General features: G+C 53.7%; 15 protein-coding genes. 6 read left to right on the top strand and 9 right to left on the bottom strand.

Annotation, left to right across the window (positions count from 1 at the left end):
- Positions 1-115: 115 nt before the first annotated feature.
- Entirely contained in the window at positions 116-553 is a 438-nt protein-coding gene (gene dtd / locus H3L93_RS00975; RefSeq protein WP_003797998.1) for a D-aminoacyl-tRNA deacylase, read from the bottom strand.
- A 243-nt stretch (positions 554-796) separates the two neighbouring features.
- Positions 797-1,549 carry a glutathione peroxidase gene (locus H3L93_RS00970; RefSeq protein ID WP_003798001.1) on the bottom strand — a complete coding sequence of 251 codons (753 nt, stop codon included), beginning with the start codon at positions 1,547-1,549 and terminating at the stop codon, positions 797-799.
- A gap of 369 nt (positions 1,550-1,918) precedes the next feature.
- Between H3L93_RS00970 and H3L93_RS00965 the strand changes: the two genes are divergently transcribed.
- The 3 genes from H3L93_RS00965 (at position 1,919) to H3L93_RS00955 (ending at position 4,199) form a co-directional block, all read left to right on the top strand.
- Entirely contained in the window at positions 1,919-2,656 is a 738-nt protein-coding gene (locus tag H3L93_RS00965; protein WP_003798009.1) for a methionine ABC transporter ATP-binding protein, read from the top strand.
- Positions 2,657-2,798: 142 nt separating this feature from the next.
- Entirely contained in the window at positions 2,799-3,473 is a 675-nt protein-coding gene (locus H3L93_RS00960) for a methionine ABC transporter permease (protein ID WP_003798012.1), read from the top strand.
- 126 nt (positions 3,474-3,599) lie between these two features.
- Entirely contained in the window at positions 3,600-4,199 is a 600-nt protein-coding gene (locus tag H3L93_RS00955) for a hypothetical protein (protein ID WP_003798013.1), read from the top strand.
- Between the two features lie 289 nt (positions 4,200-4,488).
- Here H3L93_RS00955 and H3L93_RS00950 read toward each other — a convergent pair whose 3' ends face one another.
- Positions 4,489-4,923, bottom strand: a complete 435-nt coding sequence (locus tag H3L93_RS00950; protein ID WP_040559033.1) for a hypothetical protein — start codon at positions 4,921-4,923, stop codon at positions 4,489-4,491.
- 141 nt (positions 4,924-5,064) lie between these two features.
- Here H3L93_RS00950 and trpA point away from each other — a divergent pair, with 141 nt between their 5' ends.
- Positions 5,065-5,847, top strand: coding sequence for a tryptophan synthase subunit alpha (gene trpA, locus H3L93_RS00945; protein WP_003798019.1), 783 nt, complete (start codon positions 5,065-5,067; stop codon positions 5,845-5,847).
- 304 nt (positions 5,848-6,151) lie between these two features.
- Here trpA and H3L93_RS00940 read toward each other — a convergent pair whose 3' ends face one another.
- The 4 genes from H3L93_RS00940 to minC all read right to left on the bottom strand — a co-directional run bounded on the left by H3L93_RS00940 (position 6,152) and on the right by minC (position 9,179).
- A complete protein-coding gene (locus tag H3L93_RS00940; RefSeq protein WP_003798023.1) occupies positions 6,152-7,069 on the bottom strand; it encodes a hydrogen peroxide-inducible genes activator in 918 nt (305 codons plus the stop codon).
- Positions 7,066-7,371, bottom strand: coding sequence for a cell division topological specificity factor MinE (gene minE, locus H3L93_RS00935; protein WP_003798025.1), 306 nt, complete (start codon positions 7,369-7,371; stop codon positions 7,066-7,068). The genes H3L93_RS00940 and minE overlap by 4 nt, the downstream gene beginning before the upstream one ends.
- A gap of 3 nt (positions 7,372-7,374) precedes the next feature.
- Positions 7,375-8,187: a septum site-determining protein MinD gene (gene minD, locus H3L93_RS00930; RefSeq protein WP_003798027.1), complete on the bottom strand. Its 813-nt coding sequence runs from the start codon at positions 8,185-8,187 to the stop codon at positions 7,375-7,377.
- Between the two features lie 179 nt (positions 8,188-8,366).
- Positions 8,367-9,179 (bottom strand): septum site-determining protein MinC, encoded by an 813-nt coding sequence (gene minC / locus H3L93_RS00925; protein WP_003798028.1) that lies wholly within the window; start codon positions 9,177-9,179, stop codon positions 8,367-8,369.
- 175 nt (positions 9,180-9,354) lie between these two features.
- Here minC and H3L93_RS00920 point away from each other — a divergent pair, with 175 nt between their 5' ends.
- Together H3L93_RS00920 and H3L93_RS00915 are read left to right on the top strand one after the other, a co-directional pair.
- Positions 9,355-10,497, top strand: a complete 1,143-nt coding sequence (locus H3L93_RS00920) for an extracellular solute-binding protein (RefSeq protein ID WP_003798030.1) — start codon at positions 9,355-9,357, stop codon at positions 10,495-10,497.
- Positions 10,498-10,605: 108 nt separating this feature from the next.
- Entirely contained in the window at positions 10,606-11,142 is a 537-nt protein-coding gene (locus tag H3L93_RS00915; RefSeq protein WP_040559036.1) for a TIGR00645 family protein, read from the top strand.
- Between the two features lie 557 nt (positions 11,143-11,699).
- Here H3L93_RS00915 and H3L93_RS00910 read toward each other — a convergent pair.
- Together H3L93_RS00910 and H3L93_RS00905 are read right to left on the bottom strand one after the other, a co-directional pair.
- Positions 11,700-13,097 (bottom strand): NAD(P)/FAD-dependent oxidoreductase, encoded by a 1,398-nt coding sequence (locus H3L93_RS00910; protein WP_246313987.1) that lies wholly within the window; start codon positions 13,095-13,097, stop codon positions 11,700-11,702.
- A gap of 172 nt (positions 13,098-13,269) precedes the next feature.
- Positions 13,270-13,755, bottom strand: coding sequence for a hotdog family protein (locus H3L93_RS00905; protein WP_182077695.1), 486 nt, complete (start codon positions 13,753-13,755; stop codon positions 13,270-13,272).
- Between the last annotated feature and the right edge of the window lie 20 nt (positions 13,756-13,775).

Raw genomic sequence — 13,775 nt, 5'->3', positions numbered from 1 at the left:
ATGCCGTGGCGGCAACGATAAGCGTAAGCAAGTTAGGCTTGTGCCAAACGTTTCAGGCTGCCTCTGGGATAGCGATAGCACCCAAGGCAGCCTGAAACAAGCCAGTCCAATCGGTTTACGATACTTGCAGCCAAAACGTAACCGGCCCGTCGTTCACCAGCGACACCTGCATGTCCGCCGCAAATTCGCCCGTTTGCGTGGCGATGCGCGCGGCGGATTGGGCGCAAAAATAGTCATACAATTCGCGCGCCACATCAGGCTTGGCTGCGCCCGCAAAATCGGGGCGTAAACCTTTTTGCGTGTACGCGGCAAGCGTGAACTGCGACACAATCAAAAGCTGCCCGCCCGCCTGCTGCACGTTTAAATTCATGCGCTGCGCCTCGTCGGCAAACACGCGGTAAGACAACACTTTGTGCAGCAGCTTATCGGCGACGGCTGGCGTGTCGCCGTGCTGGATGCCCAGCAACACCAGCAAGCCGTGGTTGATTTCGCCAACGGTTTCGCCCGCTATGGCAACGCGGGCTTGAGTAACTCTTTGGATTAGGGCAATCATGGGATGGCTCGTTAGAATGGTTTTTCAGGCTGCCTATTATAACGAAGAGTGTGAGGCAGCCTGAAAACGGAATGAAACCATTTTCAGGCTGCCTCAATACAAAAAAGTTGCTCGGGCAGCTTAACTCTTGCCATAAGATTTAAGCTGCCCGAACAACCTAACGGAGAGAGCTATTCGGGGGGCACGCCAGAAAAGGAGGAGAAAACTGTCGTGCCGCTTGAAGGTTATTCCAGAAAAACCGGATTATTTTTTAGCGAAGTAGGCTTCCAAATCGTCGCTGCCGCCGATGTATTTACCGCCGATAAACACTTGTGGCGCAGTCGCTTTGCCGGTAATCGCGCGCACGGAAGTGATGGAAGCATCACGCCCCAACACGATTTCTTCAAACGCATAGCCTTTTTCTTTCAGCAAGGCTTTGGCTTTGGCGCAGAATGGGCAACCGGGTTTGGTAATAATGGAAACAGACTCGTGTGGTTCCCATTTGGGGTCAATGTATTTCAGCATGGTGTCGGCATCGGACACTTCAAACGGGTCGCCGTCTTTAACGGGCTCAATAAACATTTTTTCAATTTTGCCGTCTTTCACCAGCATAGAATAACGCCAAGAGCGGTCGCCAAAGCCCAATTGCTCTTTGCTCACCAGCATGCCCATGCCTTTGGTGAACTCGCCGTTGCCATCGGGCACCACGGTGATGTTTTCCGCTTCTTGGTCTGCCAACCAAGCGTTCATCACAAATGTATCATTTACAGAGATGCACACAATGCTGTCCACGCCGCGTTTTTTGAACTCGGCAGCCAGCTCGTTGTAGCGTGGCAAGTGAGTAGAGGAGCAAGTGGGCGTGAACGCGCCAGGCAATGAGAACACGGCAACGGTTTTGCCTTTAAACAAGTCATCGGTAGAAACATCCACCCAAGCATCGTCTTGGCGGGTGTGGAACACAACTGATGGTACGTTTTTGCCTTCTAGTTCGGCAGCAGTTTTAATTTGTACTGACATTTCAAACTCCAAAAAAGTTCGGTTGATAAATTTGGTTTATTGACGCGGCGAATTATATATTTTTTTTTGAAGACGACGCAATTTATAATCGCAATAACGAAAATTATGGCAGGCTATATTTGCTTGGACTTTACAAACGCTTTTCAGATTGCATCCCAGCGATACCAATAGGCAGCCTGAAACTGCATAAACCATAGTAATAAAAATGCTTTGACACTATCCGCAATAATCGTTACATTCCTTAACCTTATTTGATAAGCCAAACACCGATTTGACACAGCTTGCGGGTGCAAACAGCTAAACGTGTAAACCCTTCCACGCCCGTTGTACCGTTTGTGTGCAACGGGCTTTGATTTCTGAAAGACAACCATGATTACGCTGGACAACGTTTCCAAAAAATACCAAACGCGCGACAAAGGCTGGTTCACCGCCGTTGAACCCACCAGCCTACACATCAACCAAGGCGAGATTTTTGGGCTGATGGGCTACTCGGGCGCGGGCAAATCCACGCTGTTGCGCCTGATTAACCTGTTGGAACGCCCCGACACAGGCAAAGTGTTGATTGACAACCAAGACTTAACCGCCATGAGCGAAGCGCAACTGCGCCAAGCGCGGCAAAACATCGGCATGGTGTTTCAACAATTTAATCTGTTGAGCAACCGCACCGTTGCCGAGAATGTGGCATTTCCGCTGGAAATTGCAGGCTGGGACGCGGCAAAAATCGCCCAGCGCGTGCAAGAATGCTTGGAAATTGTGGATTTAACCGAGCGCGCCCAGCATTACCCCGCGCAGCTTTCGGGCGGGCAAAAACAGCGTGTCGGCATCGCCCGCGCGCTTGCGCCCAACCCCAAAGTGATTTTGGCAGATGAGCCGACTTCCGCGCTGGATCCGATTACCACGCGCAGCGTATTGGGCTGCCTGCAAGACATCAACGCGCGGTTTAACGTAACCATCGTGATTGTTACCCACGAAATGAGCGTGATTCGCAAGCTGTGCCACCGCACCGCGCTGCTGCATTTGGGCAAGCTGCTGGAAGTGGCGGATGTAAAAGACGGCGTGATTTTGGCGCAGTCGGAAATTGGGCGCGAATTGTTGCGCGATGATTAGCGCGGTGAACCAATCATTGTTTCAGGCTGCCTCTGGCGATACTGATTAGGCAGCCTGAAACGCTGTTCGCAAACCCAAACCAATGGCACGCCCTACCCTTTTTTCAGGCTGCCTATCTGTAAACAACAAGAGACTTACCACCATGAACGAATCCTCTCTAGCCAACCTCAAATCCCTGCTCCCCGAGTTCTACCAAGCCATCGGCGAAACGCTGATTATGGTGGGCGTGTCGTCCGCCGTGGGCATCATCGTGGGCGGGCTGCTCGGCATCTGGCTTTACACCACGGCATACGGGCAAATTTTCGCCAACCGCCCTGTGCACCGCATTCTTGGCACGCTGGTGAGCTTTATGCGCTCGTTTCCGTTTGTGATTTTGATGATTGTGGTGATGCCGCTCACGCGCCTGATTGTCGGCACATCGTTTGGGCCGTTCGCCGCCAGCGTGTCGCTGAGCATTGCCGCCAGTTTCTATTTTGCGCGGCTGGTGGAGCAAAACCTAAAAGAAGTGCCGCGCGGTGTGGTGGAAGCGGCACAAGCCATGGGCGCATCGCCGCGCACGATTATTTTTAAAGTGTTGCTGTCCGAAGCGCGTTCAGGCTTGGTGTTGAGCATCACCATTTTGATGATTGCCATTTTGGGCGAAAGCGCGGCTTCGGGCTTAATCGGCGGCGGCGGCATCGGCAATTTGGGCATCCGCTATGGGCATCAACGCTATATGGCGGATGTGATGGCGGCGGTGGTGGTGCTGCTAACCGTGATGGTGGTGATTATCCAAAGCACGGGCAACTGGCTATCGGCGAAGTTGAACAAGCGGTAACGGCGCAGCAATAGGCAGCCTGCGGAGCATAGCGGCGTTACGAAGCTAAAATGGTTTAGGCGTTTTAGCTTCGCAGAAGCCCGTAAACCCGCTTTCAGGCTGCCTATTTGATACAGGAGCAAACCAATGACATCTCGGCAGCCTGAAAACGAAATTGCAGCCGATGCCGCTTGGTATCAAAAAATCATGCGCCTTATCCGCGGCGCAGCCATGCCCGCCAGAAAATCGCCCTACGCGCTTGCCCAGCCCTTGCCCGCGCAAGCCACGCACAACCTGATTTTAGACGGCGAGCCCGGCATCCGCTATTACACCGATATGCATCGGATGATGGCGGTTTTGGGCTGGGAAACCTGCCGCCGACATCGTTGGCTGGTTAATGATATTGAGCGCAATAACAACGACACCTTTGCCGACCCATCTGTTTTTGATGGCGCAGAACCGGAACGCTGGCTGCGCGGGCATCCGCATGAGCAATACATTTGGGGCGTGTTTTCCGCCTTTGCACCTGATGCCGAAATTGATTTGGGCATTTTACCCGATGCCGAAAGCCCCACCTTTTGGTCGTTAAACGCCCAGCCGCAGCATCCGCAAGCCTTGTTTGAAATCGTCTGCTGGGACAGCACTTGCACGCTGTTCATCGGGCTGCCCGACAAGCTGGCGCAGCGCGTGGTTGCCGAATTTCCCGAATGTCGCACGCTGGATAAAACAATAGATGAGGCAGCCTGAAAACGAATTGACGAGCTTCTGCGAAGCTAAAACCGCTTAATTCGCGTTTCAGGCTGCCTATTGCGCAACCAATCAGCGCACCACGCCATTTTGCGTTGAACACCACTACCTCTCATTTCAGGCTGCAACTTTTGCAAAATGCCAACGGCAGCCTGAAAACCAAAATGGAACGGCGACGGCTCGTCGCCAAATAGTAAATCACCATAGCTTTGTTGGCTGGCAAAATGTCGGTGAGCCGCCGACACTCCATCGGTTGCAGATTTTCCAAAAGTTTCAGGCTGCCTCCCCCCTACTCTGTCCTAAAAGCAGCCTGAAACGCCACCCCGTCCGCCTGCCACACCACCACCCAATCATGCCGACCCGCCGTGCACAGCGGCAAATACACCCGCTCTGCCCGCCAGCTTCCATCCGCCTGTTTCGCCAAATCAAAACGGTTAAACCCCATCTCCATCCCATCCATGCGAAACGAAGCCGACAGCGATTGCACGCCGCTGGGCACGCCCACCGCTTCTATGGTAAACGCCGATTTGGTGCTGGTTAAACCGCGCAGCCGCAGCGTCGCCCCCTGCAAAAACGGGCACCCCGCCGCCAACACATCGCATTGCACCGCCGCCGCCCCGTTTTCAGGCTGCCGATTCTGCCACCAGCCCAGCATCGCCAACTTTGCCGCCGCCAACACCAGCAGCAACACGCCCAAAGCCAGCCATTTATTCTGTTTTGTCATCGCACCATCCATTGTCGTTCATTGCAAAGCGCGCATCATAACACCCCGCCGCCGCACAGGCAGCCTGAAAGCCCGTCCGCGCGCGTTACCCCTTTTCAGGCTGCTATAATCCGCCTTTTCCCATTCGCAGAAAGCCCCACCATGAGCCGCATCGCCTCCACCTTCGCCCAACTGGGCAAGCAAAAAGCCCTGATTGCCTACATCACCGCAGGCGACCCCAATCTCGCCGCCACCCTTGCCATGATGCACAGCATGGCAGAAAACGGCGCAGACATCATAGAACTCGGCATCCCCTTTTCCGACCCAATGGCAGACGGCCCCACCATCCAACGCGCCGTAGAACGCGCCCTCGCGCAACACGTTTCCCTGCGCGATGTGCTGGCAGTTGTCAAACAATTTCGCCAAAGCAACGCGCACACGCCCATTGTGTTGATGGGCTACCTCAACCCCGTGCACAAAATGGGCTACGAAGCCTTTGCCCAAGCCGCCGCCGAAGCAGGCGTGGACGGCGTGCTCACGGTGGACGACCCCATTGAAACCATCGCCCCGCTGCAAGCCGCCCTCGCGCAGCGCAATATTGACAACATTTTCCTCGTTGCCCCCACCACCAGCGAAGCGCGGATGCAAGCCATCGCCCGACACGCCAGCGGCTTTGTTTACTACGTTTCGCTCAAAGGCGTAACCGGCTCGGCACAGCTCAACACCGATGAAGTCGCCGCTAAAATCGCCGTGCTGCGCCAGCACATCAAGCTGCCGATTGGCGTGGGTTTCGGCATCAGCGATGCCGAAAGTGCCGCCAAAATCGCCGCCGTTGCCGATGCTGTGATTGTGGGCAGCCGCATTGTGAAAGAAGTGGAAACGCATCAAGGCAACGAAGCGCAAGCCGTGGGCGCATTGGTGCGCGAACTGAAAGCGGCGATTTAATCCATTTGCGCAACGCAAAGGCAGCCTGAAAACGTGTCAAAACCATTTTCAGGCTGCCTCTTTCTGTTTGTAGACATCAAACCGTTACCATCAATCCACAGTCCGAAACCTTTGCGAAATCTAAAATGCAATAAGAGAGTAAACTTTCCGTCATTCCCGCACAGGCGGGAATCTTGATTAAGCTTAAACAACAGTTTGTTTTTACGATAATTTCTAAATATCAAGCAAGATTCCCGCCTGCGCGGGAATGACGGCATTTTTAGTTTTCAGGCTGCCTCTATGGTTTGGCAAAGGTTTCAGCCCATCAATCCACAAAAGTAACCCCCGCCAACTGCGCCAGCTTAACCGCCTGCGCAATCGCCGCCAAAGCCTGCGGGCGCACAAAATTGCGGCGATACGCCAGCACAATGCGGCGGCTGGGCGCGGGCGCTTCAAACGGCACAATGGAAAACAGCAAATGGTCGTTGTCCGTGAGCGCGGTGGACGGCAACACGCTGATGCCCAAGCCGCTAGCAACCATGTGGCGAATCGTGTTCAGCGAGCTGCCTTGCAGCGTGTTTGCCAACCCCGCCACGCGCTGTTTTGCCGCCAATTCGCTGCACGAACCTAACACTTGGTCGCGCATGCAGTTGCCTTCGGTGAGCAGCAACACATTTTCTTCGGCGATGTCTTTGGTGGAAACCGCATCCAGCTCTTCAAAGCGATGCCCCTTGGGCACAATCACAAAAAACGGCTCGTCATACAGCGGTATCGTTTCCACGCCCGTTTCCGCGTAAGGCTCCGCCACCACAATCGCATCCACATCGGCGCGTTTGAGCATTTCGGTGAGCGCGGCGGTGTAGTTCTCTTCCAGCATCAACGGCATTTTCGGCGCAACTTGGCGCATGGATAAAATCAGCTTGGGCAGCAAATACGGCGCAACGGTAAAAATCAAGCCCAGCTTAAAATTGCCTTCCAGCTGGCTTTGTTCTTCGTTTGCCAAATAGCGAATCACCTCCGCCTCGTCCAGCACGCGCCGCGCCTGCGCCACAATGCGCGCGCCCGAATTGGTGGTCATCACTTCGTTGCTGCTGCGGTCAAACAGCGACAAGCCCAGCTCTTCTTCCAGCTTTTTGATGGCGATGGAAAGCGTGGGCTGGCTCACGTGGCAGCGTTGCGCGGCGCGCCCGAAATGCTTTTCCTGCGCCACGGCAACGATGTAGCGCAACTCGGTTAAAGTCATGCCTTATCCTCTTGTTTTTCAGGCTGCCCTTGCCCGTTGGGTTTGGTTTCGGGCAGCGTGATGTTTAACGCCAACATTTCCACGCCGTCTTGCTCCTCGCGCGTGATGTTGATGTCGTCCAATTCAATCTTCACATATTTAGACAACACTTCCAGCAGCTCTTTTTGCAGCGTGGGCAAATAATCGGGCGTTCTGGCGGTTTCGCGGTTGGCGCGCTCCTGCGTGATGATGATTTGCAAACGGTCGCGCGCCAGCGATGCGCTTTGCGGCTTTCTGCCAAACAAACGGTCAATCAACGACATGGCTTACCCCCCAAACAATTTCTTGAAAAAGCCTTTTTTCTCGGCTTCCAAGAAACGGATTTCGCGGTTTTCGCCCAGCAAGCGCGCCACCACATCCTGATACGCCTGCGCCGCAACCGCATCGTTTTGGTGAATAACAGGCTCGCCCGCGTTAGACGCTTGCAACACGTTTTGCGATTCGGGAATCACGCCAATCAACGGAATGCGCAAAATATCCTGAATGTCTTGCACCGACAGCATCTCGCCTTTTGCCACGCGCTCGGGCGAATAGCGCGTAATCAGCAGATGCTCTTTCACCGTTTCGCCGCGCTCAGCTTTGCGCGATTTGCTTTGCAAAATGCCCAAAATGCGGTCGGAGTCGCGCACGGAAGAAACTTCGGGGTTGGTGGTGATGATTGCTTCATCGGCAAAATACAGCGCCATCAGCGCGCCCGTTTCAATGCCCGCGGGCGAATCGCACACCACAAATTCAAAGTTCAAATTGGTCACCAATTCTTTCAATACTTTGCCCACGCCTTCTTTGGTGAGCGCGTCTTTATCGCGGGTTTGCGAAGCGGGCAGAATAAACAGGTTTTCGCAATGCTTGTCTTTAATCAGGGCTTGGATGGCGGTGGCCTCGCCTTGAATCACGTTCACCAAGTCATACACCACGCGCCGCTCGCAGCCCATAATCAAATCCAGATTGCGCAGGCCCACGTCAAAGTCAATCACGCAGGTTTTGTGTCCTTGCAACGCTAAACCCGTTGCGATGCTGGCGGACGTGGTGGTTTTGCCCACGCCGCCTTTGCCTGATGTAACCACAATAATTTTTGCCACTTTGAATACTCTCTTTCAGATTAGATAGTGATGGGAAAAGGATAGGCAGCCTGAAAACAATGGCTTTGAGGCAGCCTGAAAATCAGTTTTTCGTTTAACCAGAGGCAGCCTGAAAACCATATTGCCCAAACCGCTTGCTCAACCTAGTTTTCAGGCTACCTCTAACGAATAATGCGATGCTAATTGGCGTTAATCGCCAAAATCGCCAAACGCTCATCTTCCTGCAATTCAATCTGCACCGCCTTTTTGTGCAAAGACGGCGGCAAATCCTGTTCAAACACGCGGTAAATGCCCGCAATGGAAACCAATTCCGCCTGCATGGATTGCAAGAAAATCCGCGCGCTCTTGTCGCCTGATTCGCCTGCCAACGCCCGCCCACGCATCGGCGCGTACACATGGATATTGCCATCGGCGATAATCTCCGCGCCCTCGCTCACCATGCCCAGCACCACCAAATCCGCCTGCTCGGCGTAAACCTGCTGCCCCGTGCGCACGGGCGAAGTAACCACCACCGTTTTGCGCGCGGCAACCTGCGTTTCAGGCTGCGCGGCGGTGCCGTCTGCTTTGGCGGTTGCCGCAGTGGATTCGTTTGCGGTTTCGCCGGCTTGCGCGGCACGGGCGTTTTCAGGCTGCCCGGCATCTGCCGCAGCCGTGTCATCCGCCTTGTTTTCAGGCTGCCTATTGGCTTTTTTGCCATCGTCCAACCACAGCAAACCCGCCGTTTTCGCCAGCGCCGACCAATCTTTCTTGGCATGCTTCAACGCCACCACGCGCCAATCGCGCGCCGCAAACAAAGCCACCAACGCCGCCCAATCCAGCTCATCCGCCCGTTTCAAATGCGTGGCATCCAAAACAAACGGCATATGGGCAAACTGGGCATATTGCGCCGCTTTTTCGTCCAGCAGCGCGGCAATCTCCGCCAAATCCGCCGTAAACAAACGCAGCGTTAAGGCTTCCAAGCGGGCAGATTTCAAATCAAAGGCTGATTTCATGGTTTTGATTGTTTTATTCAATTAAGCTGGCAAGTTTACCGCGTTAGACAATATTACACAACTACACAGGCAGCCTGAAAATCCCGTATCCGCATCAAAACCGATTGAATTTTAAGAACAATGCCTTTACAATGCCACTTCCTTTTTTAACCACTTTTAACGAGAAGATAAGATAATGAAGAAAACACTGTTAAGCACCGTGCTATTGCTAGCCTTGGCTGCCTGCGGCGGCGAAAACAACAACGCCCCAGCGCAAAACACCAACGCATCAGGCGCAGCCCCAACAGCCAGCGCGCCCGCTACCAACGCGCTCAATATCTACAACTGGTCAAACTATGTGGACGAATCCACCGTTGAAGACTTCAAAAAAGCCAACAACCTCGATTTAACCTACGACCTATACGAAAACAACGAAACCCTAGAAGCCAAAATGCTCACCGGCAAATCAGGCTACGATTTGGGCGTGCCCGGCATCGCATTTTTGCCCCGTCAAATCAAAGCGGGTGCTTATCAGAAAATCGACAAATCGCTTATCCCCAACTACAAAAACATCGACCCCGCCCTGCTGAAATTGCTGGAACAAGCCGACCCTGGCAACGAATACGCCGTGCCTTATTTCTCGGGCGTGAACACCTTGGCGATTACCGCCAAAGGCAAAGAATTGCTCGGCGGCAAACTGCCCGACAACGCATGGGATTTGATGTTTAAACCCGAATACACGCACAAGCTCAAATCTTGCGGCATCGCGCTGTGGGACACGCCCAGCGAAATGTTCCCCATCGTGTTGAACTATCTTGGTAAAGACCCCAAAGGCAGCAACCCCGCCGACATTGAAGCCGCAGCCGCCGTGTTGCAAGCCATTCGCCCCGATGTGAAACGGTTCAGCGCATCGTATATCGACGAATTGGCGCGCGGCGACATCTGCTTGGTGGCAGGTAACGGCGGCGACTTGAACCTTGCCAAAGCGCGCAGCGAAGAAGTGAAAAATAATGTGGGCATCGAAGTGCTCACCCCCAAAGGCATGGGTTTCTGGGTGGAATCTTGGGTGATTCCCAAAGATGCGAAAAACGTTGCCAACGCGCATAAATACATCAACTACACGCTTGACCCCGAAGTGGCGGCTAAAAACGGCGCTGCGGTAACCTTTGCGCCCGCCAGCCTGCCCGCGCGCGAGAAAATGGACAAAAAACTGGTGGAAACCCGCTCCATTTTCCCAACGGCGCAAGATATGGCAGACGGCTTTGTGATGCCGCAAATGTCGGATGAGGCGAAAAAACAAACCACTGCGTTGTGGCAAAAATTGAAAATGAGCAAATAACGTTTTCTTTGCCATTAACCTATGAGGCAGCCTGAAAATCGTTTTCAGGCTGCCTGTGTTTTGGATGCAGCCTGAGTTTGATTAACTCTCTATTTTAAAAACAGAAAAATTACGACACCCATTTCTACACAACCTACCCGCCGCAATGTTCTTGCCGCGCTGATTTTTGCGAGCCGCTGGCTGCAACTGCCCATTTATCTGGGCTTGATTGTGGTGCAGGCGATTTATTCCTACAAATTCGTTAAGCTGCTTTGGGGCTTAATCACCCATCTAAACACCATGGACGAATCCACCGTGATGCTGGCGGTGCTGAATCTGATTGATGTGGTGATGATTGCCAATTTGCTGGTGATGGTGCTGATTGGCGGCTACGAGACTTTTGTGTCGCGCTTGAATGTGGACAACCACCCCGACCAGCCCGAATGGCTCAACCATGTGAATGCGTCGGTGTTGAAAGTGAAGCTGTCGATGGCGATTATCAGCATTTCGTCGATTCATTTGCTGCAAACGTTTATCAACGCGGGGCGGCTGCCTGAACAGCAGATGATGTGGCAACTGCTGCTGCATTTGGCGTTTTTGCTGTCGGCGATTGCGATGGCGTGGACGGATAAGATTGTGTATGGCACGTCGCATCAGGCGCATTGAGTGGAGGGAGATGAGGCAGCCTGAAAATGGATAGAGTGGTATTTTCTGCCTAGCGCGTTACGCTGCGGCATACCCCTTTGTTACCAAATCAAAGATTTGGACAAAGGGGCAAGGCTGCCTTTTTATTGTAACGAAATGTTTGATTAAATTGATGTAGGGTGTGTGGCTTTGCCACGCACGCGGTTGACAAAATCTTAACCTGAGCCCGCGTGCGTGCCTGCGGCACACACCCTACTCGTGCGATTCAGTAAAAAACCGCATGGTTGAACGCCACGCGGTTTTTTTTCAGGCGGCCTTTTAGGATGGCTTAATGGAACAGCGGATGGGTGGGCTGCGGTGGGGTGCAGGGGCTTGCCCCTGCTCGTGGTAGGCGGCGAAACGCCTGCACTGGCAAAGAATAAAGAATGTTAAAAGGCAGCCTGAAACGGGAAATATTCGTTTCAGGCTGCCTTTTGGGTATTGGTTGGAACCTACGCAGAATCTTAAATACGCCATTTGGCGACGAGCCGTCGCCGCTCCATTTTGATTTTCAGGCTGCCTTTGGCTTATCCGCAAGGCTAGGCAAGCTGCGCATCGCGCACATAGGGGTTGCTGCTGTCCCAAGCGTAGCCGGCGAGCACGGCGCAGAGCATTTCGCGCGATTCGCGGCTGTGCGAGGGGTTGAACACCCAGTCTTGCAGCGAGCCGTTGTACCAGTTGTCTATGCTGGTTTTGAACACTTGCGCGCCGTAGCCTTGGCGACTGGCGTATTCGCTTTGCCAATCTACTTTTTCGCCATTGAGCTGGCGTGTGAGCACTTCTACGGCGAGTTTGGCGGAATACATGGCGCTGCTGATGCCTGATGAGAACACGGGGTCTAAAAAGCCTGCGGCGTTGCCGAGGATGGCAAAGCCGTTGCCGTGGTTGGCTTTTACACCTGCGGAGTAGGAGGGGATGTAGTAGAACGGGAAGCCGTTGTCCCAGTTGGCGTGCGGCATGATTTTTTGAAACAGGGGGACTTCGCTGAAGTATTTTTTCAGCAGTTCGGATGCGCCCAGCAATCTGCCTGCTTGGTCTTCGGCTTGTTTGAAATATTTAGCTTGCCCCACCAGCCCTACGGAGCTGCGTTGGTTGTCTAATGGAATCAACCACATCCAAATATCGCGGTATTCGGGGTGCACGGCGATAAGGTTTTTGTTGCGGTCAAATTTGGGGTGGGTGATGCGGTCGTTGATTTGGGTGTGATAGACGTTGTGTTGGGTGATGCCTTGGGTGATTTCCCAGCCGAGCAGGCGGGGCACGGCGCGGAAGTAGCCGCTGGCATCCAATACGAAACGGGCGTGCAGGTCGTATTGGATGCCGCTGTTTTGTTGGATTTTGAGTTGCACGGGGGCGGCGCTGTTGTCCATGCTGATAACGGTTTCGCCGAAGTGTACGTCTGCGCCGTGTTGTTGGGCTTGGTGGATTAGGATTTGGTCAAAACGGGCGCGATCCACTTGCAGGGCGAAGTTTTTGCCTTTGCCGTGTTTGTGGCGGAAATCAAAGGCAGTGTAGTGGTTTTGATAAGTGAACGCGATGCCGTTTTTAAGCTGGAAGGGTTCGTTTTCTATGATGTGCAACACGCCTGCTTCTTCCAGCACGTCCATGCCAAGCGGCAGCAGGCTTTCGCCGACCACGTAGCGCGGGAAATGTTGCTTTTCTATCACGCACACGCTGAATCCTTGCTGCCTGAGCAGCAGGGCGGCAACCGAGCCTGCGGGGCCTGCGCCGATGATGACGACATCGTATTGTTTGGCCATGATTTCATTCCATTTTTTGGCGATTTTTGGATGGGCAAATTTTAGCATTGATTGCGTTTTCAGGCTGCTGATTAAGCGGTGGCGGCGGCGGATTGATGGGGAAGCGCAACAGTTAGGCAGCCTGAAAACGGGTGGGGGCGTTTTCAGGCTGCCGTTGGCGTTTTGTAAAGGTTTCAACCCAAAACACCAGAAGAAGGAGCCATATTGCTTTGTGCATCGCTACGATGCGGTAAGGTCTTATGGCAGCCTGAAAGGATACGCGCTTTGAGTCGTGGCAAACATTCTTTTTCAACCTGTTGTATAAACAATGCTAGGGTTTTCTACACATCAGGCAGCCTGAAAACCATCATCAAACCACCTTCCCGTCTTTCGGGCTGTAAACATTCAACGCCGCCTGCGCCAGCAGCCCGTCTTGCGGCAGCATGCCGCGCACATCGTCAGGCGCATCAATCCAATGCAGTTCGCAGTCAAACACGCCCATGCCGCTTGGGTCTTGCGTGGAAAGGTGCGCGGTGGCGGCGAGTGTTGTGCCGACCGGGATATGGTCGGCAAACAGGTTGAGTTTGCGCGTACCCAGCAAAAAACCGAGCTTCACTTCTTCGCCCGCGCCCAATGCCTGTATGCCTGCAAACGCGCCAATCGCCTGCGCCATGATTTCCATGCCCATGGTGGTCGGCAGCACGCCGTTTTGCAGCAGGATGTGTTTCTCGCCGATATGGGCTTCTACGCGCACAAAATCGGCGCAGTGTTCGATTACGCGGTCGATTAAAACCATGTGTCCGCTGTGCGGCAGCAGGAAGGCGGGGTTTTCAATGGGGCAGGTCAGTCGGTTCATAAATCGGCAAAAGTCGTCTG

Source organism: Kingella oralis, assembly GCF_014054985.1.
Taxonomy (GTDB): Bacteria; Pseudomonadota; Gammaproteobacteria; order Burkholderiales; family Neisseriaceae; genus Kingella_B; species Kingella_B oralis.
Note: the sequence above shows the minus strand (reverse complement) of the source record. Positions and strands in the feature narration are given on the sequence as shown.

Excerpts from the sequence above, each read along its gene's own strand:
- dtd (WP_003797998.1), bottom strand. The coding sequence starts at position 553 with ATGATTGCCCTAATCCAAAGAGTTACTCAAGCCCGCGTTGCCATAGCG.
- H3L93_RS00970 (WP_003798001.1), bottom strand. The coding sequence starts at position 1,549 with ATGTCAGTACAAATTAAAACTGCTGCCGAACTAGAAGGCAAAAACGTA.
- H3L93_RS00965 (WP_003798009.1), top strand. The coding sequence starts at position 1,919 with ATGATTACGCTGGACAACGTTTCCAAAAAATACCAAACGCGCGACAAA.
- H3L93_RS00960 (WP_003798012.1), top strand. The coding sequence starts at position 2,799 with ATGAACGAATCCTCTCTAGCCAACCTCAAATCCCTGCTCCCCGAGTTC.
- H3L93_RS00955 (WP_003798013.1), top strand. The coding sequence starts at position 3,600 with ATGACATCTCGGCAGCCTGAAAACGAAATTGCAGCCGATGCCGCTTGG.
- H3L93_RS00950 (WP_040559033.1), bottom strand. The coding sequence starts at position 4,923 with ATGACAAAACAGAATAAATGGCTGGCTTTGGGCGTGTTGCTGCTGGTG.
- trpA (WP_003798019.1), top strand. The coding sequence starts at position 5,065 with ATGAGCCGCATCGCCTCCACCTTCGCCCAACTGGGCAAGCAAAAAGCC.
- H3L93_RS00940 (WP_003798023.1), bottom strand. The coding sequence starts at position 7,069 with ATGACTTTAACCGAGTTGCGCTACATCGTTGCCGTGGCGCAGGAAAAG.
- minE (WP_003798025.1), bottom strand. The coding sequence starts at position 7,371 with ATGTCGTTGATTGACCGTTTGTTTGGCAGAAAGCCGCAAAGCGCATCG.
- minC (WP_003798028.1), bottom strand. The coding sequence starts at position 9,179 with ATGAAATCAGCCTTTGATTTGAAATCTGCCCGCTTGGAAGCCTTAACG.
- H3L93_RS00920 (WP_003798030.1), top strand. The coding sequence starts at position 9,355 with ATGAAGAAAACACTGTTAAGCACCGTGCTATTGCTAGCCTTGGCTGCC.
- H3L93_RS00905 (WP_182077695.1), bottom strand. The coding sequence starts at position 13,755 with ATGAACCGACTGACCTGCCCCATTGAAAACCCCGCCTTCCTGCTGCCG.